19 protein-coding genes are annotated in these 20138 nt (G+C 71.6%); 16 read left to right on the top strand and 3 right to left on the bottom strand.

Annotation, left to right across the window (positions count from 1 at the left end):
• Positions 1-2: 2 nt before the first annotated feature.
• From KIT14_01310 to KIT14_01285, 6 genes are read left to right on the top strand one after another with little or no spacing between them, the layout of a single operon-like run.
• On the top strand, positions 3-338 hold the full coding sequence (locus tag KIT14_01310) for a Na+/H+ antiporter subunit C (GenBank protein MCW5889168.1): 336 nt from the start codon (positions 3-5) through the stop codon (positions 336-338).
• Positions 331-1836, top strand: a complete 1506-nt coding sequence (locus KIT14_01305; protein ID MCW5889167.1) for a Na+/H+ antiporter subunit D — start codon at positions 331-333, stop codon at positions 1834-1836. The genes KIT14_01310 and KIT14_01305 overlap by 8 nt, the downstream gene beginning before the upstream one ends.
• Positions 1833-2327 carry a monovalent cation/H+ antiporter subunit E gene (locus KIT14_01300; GenBank protein ID MCW5889166.1) on the top strand — a complete coding sequence of 165 codons (495 nt, stop codon included), beginning with the start codon at positions 1833-1835 and terminating at the stop codon, positions 2325-2327. The genes KIT14_01305 and KIT14_01300 overlap by 4 nt, the downstream gene beginning before the upstream one ends.
• Entirely contained in the window at positions 2312-2581 is a 270-nt protein-coding gene (locus KIT14_01295; protein ID MCW5889165.1) for a K+/H+ antiporter subunit F, read from the top strand. Before KIT14_01300 ends, KIT14_01295 begins: the two co-directional genes overlap by 16 nt.
• Positions 2574-2945 (top strand): monovalent cation/H(+) antiporter subunit G, encoded by a 372-nt coding sequence (gene mnhG / locus KIT14_01290; protein ID MCW5889164.1) that lies wholly within the window; start codon positions 2574-2576, stop codon positions 2943-2945. Before KIT14_01295 ends, mnhG begins: the two co-directional genes overlap by 8 nt.
• Before the next feature lie 39 nt (positions 2946-2984).
• Entirely contained in the window at positions 2985-3854 is an 870-nt protein-coding gene (locus KIT14_01285; GenBank protein MCW5889163.1) for a GFA family protein, read from the top strand.
• A gap of 7 nt (positions 3855-3861) precedes the next feature.
• On the opposite strand, the gene KIT14_01280 is transcribed toward KIT14_01285, so the two are convergent.
• Positions 3862-4497 (bottom strand): GNAT family N-acetyltransferase, encoded by a 636-nt coding sequence (locus KIT14_01280; protein MCW5889162.1) that lies wholly within the window; start codon positions 4495-4497, stop codon positions 3862-3864.
• A gap of 49 nt (positions 4498-4546) precedes the next feature.
• Entirely contained in the window at positions 4547-4930 is a 384-nt protein-coding gene (locus KIT14_01275; protein MCW5889161.1) for a flagellar basal body-associated FliL family protein, read from the bottom strand.
• A gap of 359 nt (positions 4931-5289) precedes the next feature.
• On the opposite strand from KIT14_01275, the gene KIT14_01270 reads away from it, so the two are divergent.
• Entirely contained in the window at positions 5290-5721 is a 432-nt protein-coding gene (locus KIT14_01270) for a GAF domain-containing protein (protein ID MCW5889160.1), read from the top strand.
• On the opposite strand, the gene KIT14_01265 is transcribed toward KIT14_01270, so the two are convergent.
• Complete coding sequence (locus KIT14_01265; protein ID MCW5889159.1) at positions 5722-6534, bottom strand: carbon-nitrogen hydrolase family protein; 813 nt, start codon at positions 6532-6534, stop codon at positions 5722-5724.
• A 354-nt stretch (positions 6535-6888) separates the two neighbouring features.
• On the opposite strand from KIT14_01265, the gene KIT14_01260 reads away from it, so the two are divergent.
• From KIT14_01260 to KIT14_01220, 9 genes are all read left to right on the top strand, one after another.
• On the top strand, positions 6889-7149 hold the full coding sequence (locus tag KIT14_01260; protein ID MCW5889158.1) for a hypothetical protein: 261 nt from the start codon (positions 6889-6891) through the stop codon (positions 7147-7149).
• Between the two features lie 112 nt (positions 7150-7261).
• Positions 7262-8320 carry a polysaccharide biosynthesis/export family protein gene (locus KIT14_01255; GenBank protein MCW5889157.1) on the top strand — a complete coding sequence of 353 codons (1059 nt, stop codon included), beginning with the start codon at positions 7262-7264 and terminating at the stop codon, positions 8318-8320.
• Positions 8321-8323: 3 nt separating this feature from the next.
• Positions 8324-10663, top strand: a complete 2340-nt coding sequence (locus KIT14_01250; GenBank protein ID MCW5889156.1) for a polysaccharide biosynthesis tyrosine autokinase — start codon at positions 8324-8326, stop codon at positions 10661-10663.
• Entirely contained in the window at positions 10660-13272 is a 2613-nt protein-coding gene (locus tag KIT14_01245) for an O-antigen ligase family protein (protein ID MCW5889155.1), read from the top strand. Before KIT14_01250 ends, KIT14_01245 begins: the two co-directional genes overlap by 4 nt.
• Positions 13262-14674 (top strand): glycosyltransferase, encoded by a 1413-nt coding sequence (locus tag KIT14_01240; GenBank protein ID MCW5889154.1) that lies wholly within the window; start codon positions 13262-13264, stop codon positions 14672-14674. Before KIT14_01245 ends, KIT14_01240 begins: the two co-directional genes overlap by 11 nt.
• A complete protein-coding gene (locus KIT14_01235; GenBank protein ID MCW5889153.1) occupies positions 14574-15518 on the top strand; it encodes a GDP-mannose 4,6-dehydratase in 945 nt (314 codons plus the stop codon). Before KIT14_01240 ends, KIT14_01235 begins: the two co-directional genes overlap by 101 nt.
• A 217-nt stretch (positions 15519-15735) precedes the next feature.
• On the top strand, positions 15736-17253 hold the full coding sequence (locus KIT14_01230; protein ID MCW5889152.1) for a hypothetical protein: 1518 nt from the start codon (positions 15736-15738) through the stop codon (positions 17251-17253).
• Between the two features lies 1 nt (position 17254).
• A complete protein-coding gene (wzy, locus tag KIT14_01225; GenBank protein ID MCW5889151.1) occupies positions 17255-18796 on the top strand; it encodes an O-antigen polysaccharide polymerase Wzy in 1542 nt (513 codons plus the stop codon).
• Complete coding sequence (locus KIT14_01220) at positions 18796-20124, top strand: hypothetical protein (protein ID MCW5889150.1); 1329 nt, start codon at positions 18796-18798, stop codon at positions 20122-20124. The genes wzy and KIT14_01220 overlap by 1 nt, the downstream gene beginning before the upstream one ends.
• Positions 20125-20138 lie beyond the last annotated feature (14 nt).

Here is a 20138-nt window from a genome sequence, read left to right as displayed (position 1 = left end):
GGATGGAGCTGCTCGTCGCCTGCACCGTCGGCGCCCTTCTCGGCACGGGCGTGTTCCTCATGCTCCGGCCCGTGGGCTTCGCGGTCGTGCAGGGGCTGACGCTCGTGAGCCACGGCATCAACCTGCTGCTCGTCGCCATGGGCCGCGTGCGGCTGGGCGCCGCGCCGATCGCCGGCGCGCACGTGCCGGGGCAGGCGGCCGACCCGCTCGCACAGGCGCTGGTGCTCACGGCCATCGTGATCTCGTTCGGCATGACGGCGTTCCTGCTCGTCCTCGCATGGCGCGGCTACCGGCGCACCGGCAGCGAGCGCGTCGACCTCGAGGTGTCCGGTGGCTGAGCTGGTGCCGGCGCCGGTCGTCTGGCCGATGCTGACGGCGATCCTGTTGCTGGCGCTCGGCAGCCATCCGCGCGCGCAGCGGCTGGTGAGCCTCGCGTCGCTGGCCGGCCTCCTCGGCGTCGCCGTCGCGCTGGCCGTCGCGACCGCCGACGGCACCGTGCTGGTGCACCGGCTCGGCAGCTGGCCTGCGCCCTTCGGCATCGTGCTCGTGGTCGACCGCCTCGCCGCGGTGATGCTGCTGCTCACCGCCGGCACCGGGCTCGCCGTGCTGCTCTACGAGGCCGCGACGCGCGATCCGCGCCTCGAGCGGCTGCCGTTCCTGCCGCTGTTCCAGTTTCTCGTCATGGGGATCGACGGCGCGTTCGTCACCGGCGACCTCTTCAACCTGTTCGTGTTCTTCGAGGTGCTGCTGATCGCCTCGTACGGGCTCCTGACGCTGGGGGCGTCGGCGCGGCAGCTGCGGGCGGGCCTCCAGTTCGTGGTCCTGAACCTGCTGGCGTCGGCGCTGTTCCTCTTCGGCGTCGGCGTGCTCTACGGCCTCACGGGGACGCTCAACCTGGCCGACCTCGCCGTGAAGGTGCCGGCGGTCGCGGCCGGCGACGGCGCCGGGCTGCTGCACGTGGCGACGATGACCCTGCTCGTCGTCTTCGCCACCAAGGCGGCGCTGCTGCCGCTGGCGTTCTGGCTGCCCGACGCCTACCCGGCGCCGCCCGTCGCGGTGTCGGCGATGTTCGGCGGCATCGCCACCAAGGTCGGCGTGTACGCGCTGCTGCGCGTGTGGACCACCGCCTTCGACGGCGTGCGGGCGTCGGGCGCCGAGGTGATGCTGGCGCTGGGGACGGTGTCGATGCTGGTGGGCGTGCTGGGCGCGGTTTCGCAGACCGAGCTGCGCCGGCTGCTGTCGTTCCACATCGTGAGCCAGATCGGCTACCTCGTCTTCGGGATCGGGCTCTTCACCGTGGCCGGGGTCGCGGCGGCGATCGTCTACCTGGTGCACTACACGATCGTGAAGTGCGCGCTCTTCCTGCTCGCGGGGGCGACCGAGCGCGTCGGCGGCTCGCCCGAGCTCGGGAGGCTGGGCGGCGTCGCCCACGTCTCGCCGGCGCTCGGGGCGCTGTTCCTCGTCGCCGGGCTGTCGCTCGCCGGCCTGCCGCCGACGAGCGGCTTCGTCTCGAAGGCGCTGCTCGCGGGCGCGGGCATCGGCGCCGAGCGCTGGCTCGGCGTGACGGTCGTCTTCGTCGCCGGCCTGCTCACGTTGTTCTCCATGATGAAGATCTGGACGTCCGCCTTCTGGGGCACGCCGGCGCAGCCGGCGGCCGCGCCGCCGCGCGCGGGTGCGCTTCTCGCCGTCGGCCTGCTGGTGTCGTTCTCGGTGACGCTGGCCGCGGCGGCCGATCCGCTCTGGCGCTATGCCGAGGCGACGGCGACGCAGCTCCTCGACGTGCCCTCGTACGTCGCGGCGGTGGCGCCGGCGCTGCCGGCGGGAGGGGGGCGATGAGCCCGTTCCATCGTCCCCTCTACACGACGCTGCTCGCGCTCGTGTGGGTGATGCTCCAGGCCGACTTCACGCTCGGCCAGCTCGCGCTCGGCTATCTCGTCGCCGCGGGCATCGTGTGGGCCTGCGGCAACTTCGCGGCCCCGCAGGTGACGCTGCGACGGCCCACGGTCGCGCTGCGGCTGGCGTGGGAGTTCGTGCGCGAGGTGGTGATGGCGAATCTCCAGGTGGCGTGGATCATCGTCCAGCCGCGCCCGCCCATCCGTCCGGCGTTCATCGTGGTGCCGCTCGACCTGCGCGACGACCTCGAGATCACCGCCTTCGCGAACATGATCACGCTGACGCCCGGAACGTTGACGGTCGACGTCGCGCCCGACCGCTCCGCGCTCTACGTCCACTGCCTGGCCGTCGACGACGTCGACGCCGTCCGGGCCCAGCTCAAGCGGCAGTTCGAAGCGCCGCTGGCGCAGGCGGTGACGTGCTCGCCGTCGTGACCGCGATCACGGCATCGGGCCTGGCGATCTCGCTGGCGCTCTGCCTGTGGCGGCTGGTGATCGGCCCGGCGACGGTCGATCGCCTGCTCGCGCTCGACACGATGACCATCAACGTGATCGCGCTGCTGGCCGTGCTGTCGATCCACCTGCGGACCGACGTCTACATGGGCGCCATCCTCGTCCTCGGGCTGCTCGGCTTCGTGGGAACGGTGGCCATCGCCAAGGCGCTGATGCGAGGGCGCATCATTGAGTGAGCTCGACGAGCTCGTCGCCAGCGTGCTGCTGCTGGTGGGGCTGTTCTTCACGCTCGTGGGCTCGATCGGCCTCGTGCGCCTGCCCGACTTCTACACGCGCATGCACGCCCCGACGAAGGCGGCGACCCTCGGAGTGAGCACGATGCTGGCGGCGGTGGTGGTGGCGCTGCCGGAGCGCTCGCCGTCGGTCGCGTTCCAGGCGGCGCTCGCGATCGTCCTGCTCTTCGTGACGGCGCCCATCGGCGCCCACATGCTCGCCCGCGCCGCGCGCGGGGCCGGCGTGCGCGCGTGCCCCGAGACGCACGTCGACGAGCTGCCGCCGGCGGAGCCGGAGCGGGCGGGCGAGGGTCCGGCCGGGCGCTGACGGCTTGCGACGGCCGAGCCTCCGGGCGACACGGGGGGCATGGCGCGCATCCACTCGAGCTGTCTCTGCGGCGACGTGGCCTGGTCGGTCGACGGCCCGCTCGCCTTCGTCCACCATTGCCACTGCCAGCGCTGCCGGAAGGCGCACGGCACCGCGTTCGCGACGTTCGGGCTCTTCCCGGCGGCGTCGCTGCGCTGGGAGCGCGGGCAGGACGGCGTCGTGCGCTTCGCCTCGTCGCCCGTCTACACGCGTGCCTTCTGCGGCCGCTGCGGGACGATCGTGCCGAGCGGGGCCGCCGCCTTCGAGGATCTCGCCGAGACGCCGCTCGGTCCGCTCGACTCGGGCGTGACGGCGCGACCGGAGTCGCACATCTTCGTGGGCTCGAAGGCGCCCTGGTACCGGATCGACGACGGCCTCGTGCAGTTCGAGACGTATCCCGGCGGCGTCCCCGACACGCCGGCGCCGCAGCCGGACCTCGTCTCGCCGGCGCCGTCGGGCGAGGGCACGCGCGGGAGCTGTCTCTGCGGCGGCGTCGCATTCGTCGCGCCGGGCGCGCCGCTGCGTGCGGCGAGCTGTCACTGCGGGCGCTGCCGCAAGGCGCGCGCCGCGGCGCACGCGGCGAACTACTTCACCACGCGCGACGGCCTGCGCTTCACACAGGGCGAGGAGCTGCTGGCGTCGTACAAGATGCCCGCGGCGCGCTACTTCATGCAGGTGTTCTGCCGGCGCTGCGGGGCGAAGATGCCGCGCACCGACGCGGAGCGGAACATCGCCGTGATCCCGCTCGGCAGCCTCGACGACGCGCCGCCGATCGTGCCCGAGATGCACATCTTCGTCGCCTCGAAGGCGCCCTGGTTCGAGCTCCCGGCGGACGGCCTGCCGCGCCACGCCGAGGGCATGCCCGCGTAGCGTGGCGCTACTTGCGGCCGGCGCGCGGCTTCGCCGGCGTCGCGCCCTTGATGCGCGTGCGGCGCGCGGCGTCGCGGGCGGCGATCTTGCGCGGCGGCAGCAGCTCGGGCTCGGTCTCGATCTTCTGGGCGAGGAAGATGGCGGCGTCGAGCTTGTAGAAGCTGCGCTTGCGGTACCAGCGCAGCGCCGCCTCGTTGTTCTCGGCGACCTCGAGCACGAGGTGCGTGCAGCCGCGGACGCGGGCGAGGTGCGCGAGCTGCTCCAGCATGAACGTACCCACGCCGCGGCCCTGGTAGTCGGGGTGCGCCGCCAGCTCCTCGACGTAGAGCGGGCGCATGCCGCGCTTCTCGAAGTAGCGCGGGTTGATCCACGAGTCGTCGCCGCCGACGTCGGACGCGCACTCGGCGTAGCCGACGATGCGGTCGCCGACCTCGAAGACGAGCTGCTCGACCTCCTCGTCGTCGTAGACGTCCTCGAAGTGCCGTTTCGAGAGGGGCCGCTGGTACTCCACCGTCTCGCGGTTCACGTCCCGGAAGCAGAGCTTCAGGAACTCCCACGTGCGGTTGAGGTCGCGCCGGTGCAGGCGGCGGACGCGGACCTCGACCGGGACGTGGGCGGCGTCGGGCGGCGGCGATTTCGGCATGGAGCGGGGTCGAGCCTGCCACCGACCCCCGGTGCGGTTCAATCCGCCGTCAGAAGACCACGAACTGCGAGAACTGGATCTCGCGCGCGATCGGGCGTCCGGCGACCCGGTTCACCTCGGCCACCATCTGCAGGCGCAGCGACTCCCGCGCGACGGGAGAGCTCACCATGTAGCGGCTCTTGGTGCGCATCAGGGCCACGAGCGCCTTCTTGATGTCGAGGTAGTTGCGGTTGAACGAGAGGTCGCCCCAGCGGCCGCTCAGCTGGACGTCGGCCGCGAAGACGCAGCCGCCGTCGAACAGCGGCGCGCGCGTGCGCGACACCCGCCCGACGTGCTCGCCGGGCATGCCCGTGCTCGGCGGACGCTGGCCCCAGTAGGCGAGCGCGACCGCGACGACGAGCGCGATGGCGCTCCAGGCGATCGGTCCGGGCATGCGGTCTCGGCGCACGGCGACGTCGGAAGCAAGGCGTGCGCCACGTCGGGAACCCGTCGACACGGGGCGTTGCGCGCGCCCGGAGCGACGGGAACGCGACGCCGGGTGCGTCCGTGTGCCGCTCGCGTGCCGCCGGCGCGGGCGTCGTGCACGGATTTGTCCGGCGCGCCGCGGCGGGGCGGTCCGCCCCGCCGCGCCACGCGCGGAGTCACCCATCGTTGCGGGCAGGCTCACCGTTCGCCGGACTTCCCGAAATCACCAAGTGCGGGTTCAATCGGCGGCGAAGAGGAGGTTGCGTGATGGGACCGACACACCTCGACGAGTGGCTTCCTGCGACGGCTTCCGAGCCGCGTCGGCGGGTGACGACCCGCCCGGCGATTCCCCGGGAGCGGTCGGACGCCGAGCGTGCGCTCGGTCGCGCACGGCTGGCGCTGTGGCGGCTCGAGCGGACGATCCTTGCCCGCGACGAGCGCATCCGCGGCGCCGTCGACGCCGTCGCGGTCGCGGCGGCGGAGCTCGGCCATGCCGATGCGGTCGTGCTGTCGCTCGCCGGCGGCGCGCAGCGCACGATCGCTTCGGCGGGGCTGCGGCCTGCGTTGCGCGATCCGGCGGATCCGCCGGACGCGGCGGTGGCCTACGCCGTGCCGGTCGCGAGCCATGGCCGGACGCTGGGCGTCCTCTGGGTGGGGCGCGAGCGCCACTATCCCTTCACCGCCCGCGAGCTGGAGCGGATGGGCGTGCTCGCCGAGGCCCTCGCGCTCGCGCTCGTGCGCTCGGACCCGGAGGTCTGATCAGAGCCGGCGGTGCTCGAGGCAGGGCATCTCGCGGCGCACGCGCACGACGTAGTCCCGATCGATTTCCGCCATGGCCAGCCCCTCGCCCTCGGGGGCTTCGGCCAGGACCGTGCCCCAGGGGTCCACGATCATCGAATGACCGAAATCCAGATGACCGTGGGCACTGGGGCCGGTCTGGTTCGCCGCCAGCAGATAGCACTGGCTCTCGATCGCCCGCGCCCGGCAGAGCACGGCCCAGTGCGCCGCGCCGGTGACGAACGTGAAGGCCGACGGCAGCGTCAGCAGCTCGGCGCCCGCCGCCACCTGACGGCGAAACAGCTCGGGGAAGCGCAGATCGTAGCAGACCGCCATGCCGATCGTGCCGAGCTCGGTCGAGACCGTCACGACCTGGGTGCCCGGCGCGCGCGCGTCGGACTCGCGGACCGACACCCGTCCCGGCAGTTCGACGTCGAACAGATGGATCTTGCGGTAGGACGCGGCGATCTCGCCGCTGGGTGAGACGAGCACGCTCGTGTTCCAGCTGCGGCCGCCGCCGTCGTGCGGACCGCGCTCGAGCACCGAGCCCATGCAGAGCCAGACGCACGTCTCGCGCGCGACCGCGGCCAGCGCGTCGCTCGTCGGCCCGGGGATGGTCTCGGCCTGATCGGATTCGGCCTCGCGCGGGCCGCGCCAGGCGAACACCTCGGGCAGGACCACGAGCCGTGCCCCGCGCGCGGCGGCGGTGCGGACGAGCTCGCTCGCGCGTCCGACGTTGCGTGCGCGGTCGGCTCCGGAGGCCATCTGCGCGACCGCGGCGACGAAGCGACGCATGCGCATCCGCGTAACGAGCCGTGCCGCGCGCGTCAAATGAATCGCGACCCGCCCCCCGACCGGGTGGCGCATCCAGTCCCGCTTCGTGGATTGCCTTCCAAACGCGACTCCTTCCTTGACAACCGGCACGTCGTATAGTTTTGACGTTTTCGCGGTGGGAGGTGTGGTCGTGGAGAGGCCGCGCTGGCTCGGAGGAGCCGCGCACCGGTCGTGCTTTGGAGTCACTCGCGGAGCGCTCGTGTGCCGTCCGCCGTGGCTCGAGGCGCCACGACGCGTCGCCGTCCGCTGATTCGGCAAGTGCCGGCAGGAGGGGTTGGGATGGACGTGATGAACCGGTGGGGACGAACGGGGTTGGTGGGACTGCTGGCCGGGGCGTTGCTCGCGGCGGGACTCGCCATAGCCCAGCCCGCGGCGGCCCAGGGCATCTGCAACGCGCGCAACTGCGGCAAGAAGCAGACGCGCGTGAGCCTCGACTGCAAGACCTGCAAGCCGAACAAGAAGCGGCCTGCGATCCAGGTCTGCCGTGCCGTCTGCCAGAAGCCGAACGGCAAGCTGAAGAAGAAGAAGTACCCGAAGTGCCCGAAGAAGTCCCCGTCGACCGGATGTACCAACTGACGGGGCGATGTCCGGCGTAGCACCATCCACGTGGAAAGCTCCGAGATCGTCCCGGCGTCGTGAAGCGGGGGGGCGTCTGCCCCCCGTCTCCGGGCGCGGCGTCTGTGCCCTCGTGTGCTTCGGGCTCGCGCTCGGCGGGGCCGGATGCGGCCTCCAGCGCGACGTCGGGCTTTCCACGCCGCCGGAGAACGTCGCCGTGCGCGACGTCGTCAGCGAGCGTGATCGCGAGCGCCTCCAGGCGCTCGCCGCGGAGCGCAGCGGCGGCGATCCGCGCCGCGGCTACCGCATCGGACCCGACGATCTGCTCGAGGTCCGCATCCCCGAGCTGCTCGAGTCCGGCAACAGGGGACCGGCCGAGCTGTCGCGCGGCATCGTCGCGGCCACGGTGCCCGGCGTGCCGACCTTCACCCAGGGCTTCCGCGTCGGCGCCGACGGCGTGATCACGCTGCCGCTCCTCGGGCCGGTGCGGGCCGAAGGGCTCACCACCAGCGAGCTCGAGGCCCTGCTGGCGCAGCGGCTGGTCCGCGCCGACATCCTGCGCAAGCCGCAGGTGACGGTCAGCCTCGCCGAGTACCGCAGCGGCGTCGTGGCCGTCATGGGGACGGTCGAGAAGCCGGGCCTGTATCCGGTCACGCGTCCCGGGGCGACGATCGCCGACGTGGTCTGGGCCGCGGGCGGTCCGACGAAGGAGGCCGGCCGCATCGTCGCCTTCACGCCGGCCGGCCAGGCCGACCCGATCCGCCTCGATCTGGAGACGCTGATCCAGCCCGACAGCGACGAGGAGCGCCGCATGAACGTGCGCGTCGCCGCCGGCGACGTGGTGAGCATCTCGCCCGCCGGCAACGTCCTGGTCGACGGCTGGGTCGAGAAGCCCGGCGCCTACCCGGTGACGCGCGGCCTCACGCTGGCGGGCGCGATCGCCGCCGCGGGCGGCAACCACTTCGCCGCCGATCGCCGGCAGGCCGTGGTGAAGCGCAGCGTCGGGCCGAACGAGCAGAAGATGTACGTGGTCGATCTCGACGCCGTCGCCAGCGGCGCCGCGCCCGACATGCCGCTCGCCGACGGCGACGTCGTCAGCGTGCCGCCGTCGACCGCGCGCCTGATCCCATGGGGCATGTGGAAGGTCACGACCGGCATGGTCGCCATCGGCGCCAGCATCCCGATCTTCTGAGCCATGGCCCGCAACGCGATCGTTCCCGCGAACGGTGGGCCGCCACCCGGACGGCCGCGGGCAGCGGTGGCCGCCGACGTCATCGACGCCGAGTTCGCCGACGCGCCGCGCGTCGACCTGCGCGAGTACCTGCGCATCCTGCACAAGTATCGTTGGCTGGCGGCGACCTGCTTCGGGCTGACGCTGGCGCTCGCGATCCTGGTGACGCTGATCACCCCGCGCACCTATACGGCGACCACGCGCCTCCAGGTCGCGAAGCAGTCGCCGATCCAGCTGAAGCTCGCGGAGAACGTGCTCAGCGTCGGCGACGACGAGCGCAACGTCGCCGGCTCGTCGAGCTTCCTCGCCACGCAGGTGGCGATCCTGAAGAGCCGCGACCTCGCCGAGCGCGTCATCCGCACGCACCGGCTCGACCAGAGCGAGGCGTTCCGCGACCCCGGCTCGGGGCGCGGCGGGCTGCTCGAGGTGAGCGGTCGCCTGCTCAACCTGCTGCGGCCGCGCGGCTGGGAGGGACCGACGCAGCTCGCCCAGTTCGGGGAGCCGCCCGGAGCGGTCGAGGTCGCTCCCGAGCTCATCACCACCTATCTCGACTACCTCGGCGCCGCCGAGGTCCGCGGCACGGATCTCGTCGACATCACCTTCTCGACGCCCGCCCCGAGCCTGTCCGCCTTTCTCGCCGCCGCCCACACGCAGGCCTACATCGAGGCCAACGACGAGGCCCGGCTGGTGACCAACGTCACTGCGAAGGCGTTCCTCGGCGAGCAGCTGCGCGAGGCGCGCGACAAGATCGACCGCGCCGAGGCGGCGCTGCGCGCCTTCGCCGCCGAGCACCCGAGCGTCGCGATCGATCAGGAGCACAAGGTCGTCACGCAGCGCATCGTCGAGCTGTCGACCCTGCTGACGAAGGCCGAGGGCACGCGTCTGGCGTTCGAGACGCGCTACGAGTTCCTCACCCGCAAGGACGCCGATCCGACCGCGTACTTCCTCGACGCCGCCGGCGTGCAGAAGCTGCGCCTCGCGCTGCTCGATCTCGACGCGCGCCGGGCCTCGATGGCCGACCGCATCGGCGCGAACCACCCGGAGATGGTGGCGCTCGACCTCCAGCGCGCCGCGCTCGCGAAGCAGCGCGACGCCGAGGTGAAGCGCGAGGTCGCCGCCGTGCGCGCGAAGCACCAGGCGCACGAGCTGCGCGAGCAGCGCCTGCGCGAGAAGGTGGAGCAGCAGGAGCTGGCGGCGCTCAAGCTGCAGGGCATGGCGGCCCGCTACGAGCTGCTCAAGAAGGACGTCGGCACGGCCCGCTCGCTGCGCGACTCGTTGCTGAAGCAGCAGATGGAGACCGCGGTGAACTCGGAGCTGACGCCGACGAACGTCCGCATCGTCGACCGCGCCGAGGTGCCGCTGTTCGCCGCGAAGCCGAACGTGAAGCTGAACGTCGTGCTGGGCGCGTTCCTCGGCGTGCTGTTCGCGGTCGGCGCGACCCTGGTCGCCAACTACTTCGACTCGAGCGTGAAGAGCAGCGAGGAGGTCGAGACGCTCCTCCAGCTGCCGACGCTGGCCGTGATCCCGAGCTTCGAGCGCCGCGCGCCCGTGGCGCGGCCGGCGGCGGACGTGCCGGCGCCTGCGGGCGCGCGCGCCGCCGACCTGGTCGTGTTCCGCGAGCCGAAGTCGATGGTCGCCGAGGCGTTCCGCTCGATGCGCACGGCCGTGCTCTTCTCGACGCCCAACGCGCCGCCGCGCGTGCTCGTCGTCACCAGCGCCGCCGCCAGCGAAGGCAAGACGTCGACCAGCCTGAACCTCGCGAGCACGCTCGCGGCGTCGGGCTCGCGCACGCTGCTGATCGACGCCGACCTGCGCCGGCCGTCGTGCCACCGCGCCTTCGGCATCGCGAACGACACCGGCCTGTCGCGCTACCTCGCCGGCCAGGTGGAGCTCGACGACGTGATCCGGGTGCTCGACGTGCCGAACCTGCTCTTCGTGCCCGCCGGCCCGACGCCGCCGAACCCGGCCGAGCTGGTCGGCTCGGAGCGCATGCGCGACACGCTCGAGAGGCTGCGCGACGACTACGACTTCGTCATCGTCGACTCGCCGCCGACGCTGCCGGTGACCGACGCCGTGCTCCTCGGCCGCGAGGCCGACGGCGTGGTGCTGGTCGTGAAGGGCAACGACACCCCGCGCGAGCTGGTGAAGCGGGCGCGCGACCAGCTCCAGCAGGCCGGCGTCCACATCCTCGGCGCGCTCGTGAACAACGTGCAGGGCGGCTGGGGCTCGCTCTACGGCTACGGGCGCTACTACGGCGGCTACTACGGCTACGGCGTGGGGCCGGGGGAGGCGCAGGCGTCGTGATCGACCTGCGCGGCGAGCGGCTCGACCGGCTGGTGCTGCTGGGCCTGCAGGGCCTCGTCGTGGTGGTGCCGCTCCTCCTCGGCGGCGTGCACGAGCGCACCCTCCAGCTCGCCTGCCCGATCGTCCTCGCGCTCCTCGCCGCGACGGTGTGGCGCCGGTGGCAGCTCGGCACGACCGACGGCGCACCCGGCGTCGCGGCGCTGGCGGCGTTCGTGCTGCTCGGCGTGCTGACGACGTTGCCGCTGCCGCCGCTCGTGCTCGGCTGGCTCGCACCCGGCGCCGAGGCGCTGTTCCGCGCCAACCTGCCGGGATGGCCCGACGCCGGCGGGTGGGCCGCGTGGCGCGCGACCGCGCTCGAGCCGTTCGCGGTGTCGGTCGAGCTGCTGCGCTTCGCGATCGGCTTCGGGACCTTCGCGGTGATCGTGGCCTATCCGTGGAGCGAGACCGCGCACGGCGAGCCGGGGCGCACGCGGACGTTCCGCGTCCTCTTCCTCACGCTCGCGGCCACCGCCCTCGGGCTCGCGGTCGTCGCCTTCGCGCAGGAGGCGGTGGGCAACGAGCAGGTCCTGTGGGTGATGCCCGCCGAGCGCGCGCGGGCACGCCAGGCCGGTCCCTTCGTCAACCCGAACCACTTCGCCGCCTGGCTCGAGATGGTGCTGCCGGCGCTGGTCGCCTACGCCTGCGCCGTCGAGCGGCGGGTGCGCCGCCGGGTGCTCGACGCGGTCGACTCGGGCCGCGGCGTCGGCGTGCAGGCGCGGCGGGCCTGGGCGGCGGCGCTGATCGCCAACCAGGGACGGCTGTGGCCGCCGATGGCCGCGATCGCGGTCGTCGTCGTGGTGCTCGCCGCGCACCTCGCGACCGACTCCCGCGGTGGCCGCGCGGCGCTGCTCTCCGGCCTCGCGGTGGTCGGCGTCGGCGTCCTCGCGCAGCGCGGTCCGAAGCGCCTGCGGGCGCCCGTCCGCCGCGCGGCGCCGCTCCTGGTCGCGGGGCTGGTCGTGGCCTCCGTCGGCTCGTTCGTCGTGCTCGGCTTCGGCGGGGACGAGACGGGCGCCGAGGCCGTGCTCGAGCAGGCCGACGTCGGCCTCGGCGAGCGGCTCGCGGTCGGGGTCCAGGGCCTCGGAGTGGTCGCCGAGCATCCGATCGTCGGGGCCGGGCTGGGCTCGTGGATGCACGCGTATCGCCCGTTCCAGGCGCCGCCGGTCGAGGACGGCATCTGGGATCACGCCCACGACGACTACCTGGAGCTCGCCGCCGAGACCGGGGTCGCGGGGGTGCTCGTGGCGCTCGTGTTCGCCGTCGCCGTGACGCGCGCCTTCCGCCGCCGGGCGACGCCCCCGGGCGAGCGCCGCCGCCGGCGCGACGTGCCCCGCTTCGACGATCCCTTTGCCGACGCCGACTGGCTGGCGGCGCTCGGTGACGTCTCGCTGCTGCGCTGGGGTCTCGTGGGCGGCGTGGTCGCGATCCTCGTGCACAGCTTCGTCGACTTCGGCCTGCGCATGCCGGCCAACCTGCTGCTGCTGATGGTCGTGCTCGGGCTCCTCGTGCTCTCGGTGCCGCCGCGCCCGGCGCCGCGCATGGTGCTCGCCCCGGCCGCGCTGCTCGCGACGCTGCTCCTCGCCGCGATCCCGGTGGTGCGCGAGGACTGGCGCGGGCTCACGGGCGACGCCCCGCGCTCGGTCGACGGTGCGCTCGAGGCGGTCGACGACCTGTCGCTCGAGGACGACGACGCGGCCACCCTCGCGATGGCGCGCCGGGCGCTCGAGCTGTCGCCGGCGAGCCGCGAGGTGCACGAGGCCTTCGCGGAAGTCGTCGGTCCGGGCGCGGACGGCGACGCGGCGCTGCGGCGGGCGGTGGCGCTCGAGCCCTGGGCGCCGGAGGTGCGCGACCGCCTCGGGCTCCAGCTCTGGGCGCAGGGCAAGCGCGCCGAGGCGCTCGCGGAGCTCGAGGAGTCGATGTTCCGCTACCCGCACCTCGACACCCACGCCTACCTCGATCCCGAGAGCGACTTCTTCCCGCCCGCCAACGCCGAGCAGCTGCGCAAGGAGCTCATCGAAGGCGAGACGGTGAGCGCGCGGCTGGCGCAGCTCGATCCCGACATGACCGCCGCCGTCGAGCGCGGCCTCCAGCGCGCGCTCGCCGAGCACCCCGGCGGCAGCGACCGCACGGCGGTGATGCAGAACGTCATCACCCTGCTCGAGGCGCGCCAGCGCTGGCGCGAAGCGGCCGAGGCGCTGCGCGGCCAAGCCGCCCAGCGGCTCGACGACACCGAGGCGCTCGCCCGCGCCGCCCGCAACTTCCTCAAGGTGGACGACTACGCCGCCGCCGAGGAGACGCTCCTCACCGCCATCACCCGCTCGCCCGAAGAGGGCGGGCTGTACCGCAAGCTCGCCGTCGACGTGTACGCACGCCGCGGCGACTTCGATCTGGCCGACACCATCCTCGAGGCCGGCGAGCGCAACGCCGTCGACCTGACGCCGGTCTACCGCGGCGTCACCGACGTCCTCACGCAACGAGAGATCGCACGTCCGTCACCGACAGGCGCGTCCGACTTGCACGACGATCCCCTCCTCATCGGGGAGGGGGATGCGGAGGAGCTCGATGCGGAATGAACGGCCGTTGCGGGTGCTGCGGATCATCGACCGGCTGAACGTCGGCGGCCCGACGAAGCACGTCACCTGGCTGACGGCGGGCCTCGCGTCCGCCGGTGCAGAGACGACGCTGGTCACGGGCACGATCGCGCCGGGCGAAGGCGACATGAGCTGGTTCGCGCGCGACGCGGGCGTCGCCCCGGTCGTGCTGCCGACCATGAGCCGGGCCCTCGGCCTCGCCGACGTCCGGGTCGCGTGGCAGCTCTATCGCCTGATGCGCCGGCTGCGGCCGGACGTCGTGCACACGCACAAGGCCAAGGCCGGTGCGGTGGGCCGCGCGGCCGCGCTGCTGTACCGCTGGACGACGCCGTCGGCCCTCGTCGGCCGGCCGCGGCCCCTGGCGGTGGTGCACACGTTCCACGGCCACGTCTTCCACGGCTACTACGGGCGGCTCGCCTCGCGCGCGTTCGTGTGGATCGAGCGCGTGCTCGCACGGCTCGGGACCGATCGCATCGTCACCATCAGCGCGCAGCAGCGCAGCGAGGTCGTCGGCCGCTACGCCGTCGGCACGCCGCAGCAGACCGTCGTGGTGCCGCTCGGGCTCGACCTGCCGGAGCCCGGCGACGGCGCGCGCGTGCGCGCCGAGCTGGGGATGGCCGACGGCGAGGTGCTGATCGGCATCGTCGGGCGGCTCTGCGAGGTGAAGGACCACGCGACCATGCTCGCCGCGTTCGTGCAGCTCGTCGCCGGCGGCGTGCACGCCCGCTTGGCGATCGTGGGCGACGGCCATCTGCGCGCGGAGCTCGAGGCCGCGGCGCGCGCGGCCGGCGTCGCGGAGCGGGTGCATTTCCTCGGCTTCCGCGACGACATGGCCGACGTCTACGCGGCGCTGGACGTCTGCGCGCTGACGTCGGTGAACGAAGGCACGCCGCTCACGCTGCTCGAGGCGATGGCCTGCGGGCGGCCGGTGGCGGCGACGGCGGTCGGCGGCGTCGTCGACATCCTCGGCGCGCGCCAGCGCAGCGCCGACGGGGTGGCGATCTGGGAGCACGGCGTCACCGCGCCGGCGGGCGACGCGGCGGCCTTCGCCGTGGCGCTGCGCCACCTGGCTCTGCGGCCCGCGGCGCGGAGCCTCATGGGCGCGAGCGGGCGCGCCTGGGTGATGGCCAACATGACGGCCGATCGCCTGATCCGGGACATGGGGCGGTTGTACGAGCGGCTCGCCAGAGAGCGGGCGATCGTGCGGGAAGGGGTGTGGGATGCGGGTGCTGATCACGGGCGGAGCGGGGTTCATCGGGTCGCATTTGACCGAGCGCTACCTGATGCGCGGGGACTCGGTGTGCACGATCGACGATCTGTCGACGGGGTCGATCGAGAACATCCGGCCGTTCAAGGACCATCCGCGCTACCGCTACCACATTGATTCCGTCCAGAACGTTCCCCTGACCGCGGAGCTGGTCGACGAGGCGGACGTCGTCATCCACCTCGCCGCCGCCGTCGGCGTGCGGCTCATCGTCGAGAGCCCGGTGCGGACGATCGAGACCAACATCCAGGGCACCGAGGTGGTGCTCTCGCTGGCGGCGAAGAAGCGCCGCCGCGTGCTGATCGCCTCGACGTCGGAGGTGTACGGCAAGCGCGTCGAGGTGCCGTTCCGCGAGGACGACGACCTCGTCATGGGCCCGACCAGCAAGGGCCGCTGGAGCTACGCCTGCTCGAAGGCGATCGACGAGTTCCTGGCGCTCGCCTACTGGAAGGAGAAGCGCGTCCCGACCACGATCGTGCGTCTCTTCAACACCGTCGGCCCGCGCCAGACCGGCCGCTACGGCATGGTCGTGCCGACGATGGTGCGCCAGGCGCTGCGCGAGGAGCCGATCACCGTCTACGGCGACGGCACCCAGAGCCGCTGCTTCGGGCACGTGTCCGACGTGGTCGGCGCGCTCGTGGCGCTCGCCGAGCACGAGCAGTCGATCGGCGAGGTCTTCAACGTCGGCAACGACGGCGAGATCACGATCGGCGAGCTGGCCGCGCGCATCAAGCGCATGACGGGGTCGCCGTCGCCGATCGAGCTCGTCCCCTACGAGCAGGCGTACGAGGCGGGTTTCGAGGACATGCTGCGCCGCGTGCCCGACCTGACGAAGCTGAAGCGCCTCGTCGACTACCGCCCGCAGTACGATACCGATCGCATCCTCGAGAGCGTCATAGGCTACGAGGTGGAGAAGATGACCCGCCGGAACGTTCCGGCCGTGCACTTCGGCGTCCACGTGTGAGTGCATGGTCCGCGTCCTCGCCGCCGCGCTGTCGACCCTCGTCCTCGGTCTGATCCTCGTCCCCATGGTGCGTACCCTCGCGCGGCGCGTGGGTATGGTGGCGGCGCCCCGCAAGGACCGCTGGCACTCGCAGCCGACGGCGCTGCTCGGCGGCGTCGGCATCTTCGTCGCGTTCGCGATCGGCGTCGCCGTCTTCCACGACGACCTCGGCGAGGCCGTGCCGATCCTGGCCGCGTCGGCTTTCCTGTTCCTCGTCGGCCTCGTCGACGACGTGGTGCAGATCCGGCCGCTCACGAAGCTCGCCGCACAGGTGCTCGCCGCCGGCGGCATCGTCGCCTCCGGCCTCGTGCTGCCCTGGGCGCACGAGCCCGCGGTCGACGCCGCGCTGGCGATGCTGTGGATCGTCGGCATCACCAACGCGGTGAACCTGCTCGACAACATGGACGGCCTCGCGGCCGGCATCGCCGCCATCGCCTGCGTCTTCCTCGGCATCACCTTCGCGACCAACGGCCAGTGGGACATGGCCGTCCTGCCGGCCCTCGTCGCCGGCGCCGCCGCGGGCTTCCTCGTCTACAACTTTAAGCCGGCGTCCATCTTCATGGGCGACTCCGGCTCGATGTTCCTCGGCTGCCTCCTCGGCGGTTTCGCCCTGCTCAGCAGCTACGGCCGCTCGCGCAGCGTGGCGTCGGTACTGCTGACGCCCGTGCTCATCATGATGATCCCGATCCTCGACACCACGCTGGTGGCGATCACGCGCCGCCTGCGCGGCCAACCGGTGTCGGTCGGCGGGCGGGATCACACCTCGCACCGGCTGGTGGCGCTGGGCGCGTCGGAGCGGCGGGCGGTGCTGATTCTGTACGCGGTCGCGGCGGCGTCGGGCGCGGTGGCGGTCGTCGTGCGCGAGCTGCGCGTCGATGCGCTGCTGGCGGTGATCCCGGGCTTCGCGCTGGCGGTGCTGTTCTTCGCGCTCTACCTGGGCATGGTGCCGGTGCGGGAGCGGTCGGCGGTGGGGGGCGGGCCGGTCGTCATGCCACAGCGGCGCGCGACGATGGTGATGCTCGATGCCGCACTATGCGCTCTCGCCTACGTATCGGCCTTCGCGATCCGGTGGGACTGGGACCTTCCGCCGGATCAGACCGACGTTCTCGTCGGCACGCTCCCTATGGTGGTGGTCGCGGAGATGAGCGCGCTGTGGCTGGGCGGCATGTATCGCGTGCGGTGGAACGAGCCGAGCGTCGACACCATCGCGGTGATCGGGCGCTCGGCGATCGTTGCGGCAGCGATGGCCGGAATCGCGGTGCTCATGGCGTATGGGTTTTCCGGTCCGTCGCGCGGGGCGCTCGTTTTGAACGGATTGCTCGTTCTCATCGCCGTGACTGGAAGCCGGCTCGCCGTGGCGATACTCCAGCGTCTCATCGCGGGAGACACTGGGATGGAGCAGCGTACACGTTCCGTGGTCATCTTCGGCGCGAGCGAAGATGGTGCGTTCCTGGCTCGCGAGATGGCCAAGAATCCGGGGTATCAGCGGGTTCCCGTCGGATTTCTTGAGCACGATACCGCGCGAGTGGGGGACGTTTTCAGCGGATTGCCGGTTCTGTCCGCGAGCCAGGTAACCCAGATGCAGGGCCTGGCACGCGTCGACGAAGTCCTCGTTTTCTCCCGCTCCGATGTCGCATCGGACGAGCTTCCGACCATCGGTATCCCGATCCGGCGCGTCCGGCTTCGTGTGGACTGACATGGAGCCGACGGCTCCCGGCACCGCTCCCGTCTACTCGGTTCCCGCTCGCCGGCTGTTCTCCGAAGACTTTTGGCTCGGGGCGCTGTGGTTCGCGACTCTAGTGCAGGCGGTCGTGGTCGCGACCCACGCCCCTGCCGGGCGTAGCGATCACGGCTTCGAGTTCGCCCTAGCCAATGTCCTGGTCGTGATCGGCCTGTTCAGCCACTGTGCGCTGTCTCTGCGCCGCGGACATCTCGAGATGCCCTGGCTCGGCTTCCTGTTTCCGCTGGCGTTCGTTCTCTTCCACTTCGGGACATTCGGCCTCGATCATCGCTGGTACGCGCCAGAGTTCTTCGGCTACGCCTGGCAGGTCGCCAGTCTCGGTCTGCTATCGTGGCTCTGCGGTTACGATCTTACGCGCGGGAGGCGGCGCATCCGACGGCGCCCAGTGTTCACGATCGGAGGTAGGGCGATCAGTCCTCTTCAGGCGGGGACGGTGTTGTTGGTCGCCAAGATGGGCTTCGTCCTGTCCGTCGCACTGCAGGCGTCGCTCCCGTTGAGCTATGGCGCCGTGGCGTTCTTCACCCGAGTCTACGGGAAGGAGGCCCTCACCCCTACTGGCGATAACTGGCAAGCGTACCTCTATGCCCTTGGGGGCATCACGATGGCGCCATCGCTTGTCACGCTTGCTGTGGCTAGCGTTGGGGCTTCCGGCAGGCTTTTCCCAACCCGTCGCTGGGCGATTGCTGTCGGCCTCTACCTCGCAACGTTCCTGCTCGAGGGGGATCGTGGGGAGCTAACGGCAGCAGTGCTACCGCTGGTGTTCGTGCGTCACTATTGGGTGCGCCGCATTCCCTGGAGGTACGGCGTCATCCTTGTCGCCGTAGGCCTGACCATGTTCGGGACCCTCAAGCTGTACAGGGGGAAGAAGGATGTGGTCGCGGCGGTTACCCAGACGTTCCAGGTCTCGACGTACGAGATGCTGATGCACGAGATGGGGAACACGCTCGATACCGTGGTGCGGTCGATGGCGCTGGTGCCAACGCGCGAGAACTACTTTGCTGGAAAGACCTACCTGTGGGCGCTCGCGCGCGCGCTGCCGAATGTGTCGCTGCAGCCGCGCGATTGGGGGTTCGTCTCTTCGGTCTGGATCGTGGAGAAAACGGCACCCGACGTCGCCGCGCGGTTCGGCGGCTTCGGGTACTCAGTTGTCGCAGAAGCCTACATCAATTTCGGGGGGGTGGGGGCGGGGGCATTCCTGTGTGTCATTGGATTGCTGACGGGCACCCTAGAGAGAAGGCTCGCGGGGCCTCGTGTGAGCATCTGGGCCATTGTGCTCGTGCTTCTGTTCGAGATGGCGCTGCTGATGCACGTGCGGAATACGGCCGTGATCTTCGTGCGTGGGTTCATCTGGACGGCCGCGATCGTGCTCATGCTGCGCGCGACCAGTAGTGTCTTGTTCGTCTCCCGTCCCCGCCGCCCCCTAAAACACTCGGTGATGGGATCAGGGCGGGAAATAGCGGCCGGGAACCCGCCACTAGTGGAGGGGGCTACGACCTGATGTCCCCCGGTCTGCCGTTGTGGGGCGGCGCGATAATGGTAGGCGCGGCTGGGGTGGCGCAGGGCCTCGACCTCGTAGCGACTCTTCTAGTCACGCGTGCCCTCGGGTTGGACCTGTTCGGGGCACTGGTCGCCGCGCGGGCGGTGACGGGCCTTCTCGCCGCCGTCCTTGGCTTTCGGGGATGGGAGGGCGTGCTAGCCTTCGCTCCCCGTCTTGAGCGCGACGGTGACTACGCAGGCGCGCGAGCGCTCGTGTCGATGGCCCTGCTGGCCGAGGGATGCGTCGCCGCGGTAGGCGCCGTGGTAGTTGTCGTTGCCGGCTGGGCTTTGGGTGGTGCGTGGCTGGGACAGGCGGGCGGTGTGGCGGTTCTCTTGCTAGCCTATGCCAGGCACGGGGCCGGGAATCTCATCGAAGTGCACCAAGCCGCCTTCCGGCTGCGCGAGGACTACACGGCGTCCGCGTTGCAGGGAGTGGTCGCCCCCGCTGTGCGAGTCGTCGGATTCGCCGTCTTCCTTCACGCCGGGACGGATACGTTGCTTCCGTTCGCCGCGGTCGACGGGGGGGCGTCCATCATCGCCTGGGCGCTCGGTCTCACTGGTGGCGTGCTTACGGGGCGGTTGCCGATGGGAATCGGCATGCGGAAGGTTATGAACGCCCACGGTGCGGAGGTGCGACGGTTCTGCGCGCACAACTGGCTTGCCGGGGCCGTGAAGGGCCTGAGCGCGTACGGGGCGGAGTTCATCCTGAGCATCGTGGCCACGTTCACTGCTGTAGGCGCTTTCGGCATGGCACGCCGGCTCGCAGGCGTCGTTGGCTTCGTTCTCTCGCCCTTCCTCTATTTGGTGACACCGTGGGTGTATCGTGCGGCGGCAACGGGGGACGCCGCGGCAACGCGGCGATTGTTGGGCAGGATAACTCTCTGGTCCCTTGTGCCGATCCTGATCGCCGACGGCATCCTCGTTGGCGGGGGCGAACGCTTGCTGGCGCTGTTGATCGGAGGAGATACCCAAGAAGCGTGGCGACCGCTGCTCGTGCTCATGGCAGCGTTCTCTCTGCAGTTCGCATGCAGCTGGGCGCGCCCGGCTGCGCTTGGGCTCCACCTTTCCGGTGTCGTCCTCGTGTCGCAGGCGTTGGCGGGGTCCGCGTTGGTCGGAGGTACGCTACTGCTGGCTTCCTACGCCGGCGCCAGCGGAGCGGCATTGGCAGTCTTAGTCGCGTACGTCTTGGACGTAGGCGTCCTCTCTACCGCGGTGCTCTATCGGCTTTCGCGCGAGGCGGAGGTCACGCCTTCGTTAGACTCATGGGCCACCGCGGTACGCCCAAAGTAGAGATGGGCTCCTCC

The organism is bacterium (assembly GCA_026129405.1).
GTDB lineage: Bacteria > Desulfobacterota > Binatia > DP-6 > DP-6 > JAHCID01.
Note: the sequence above shows the minus strand (reverse complement) of the source record. Positions and strands in the feature narration are given on the sequence as shown.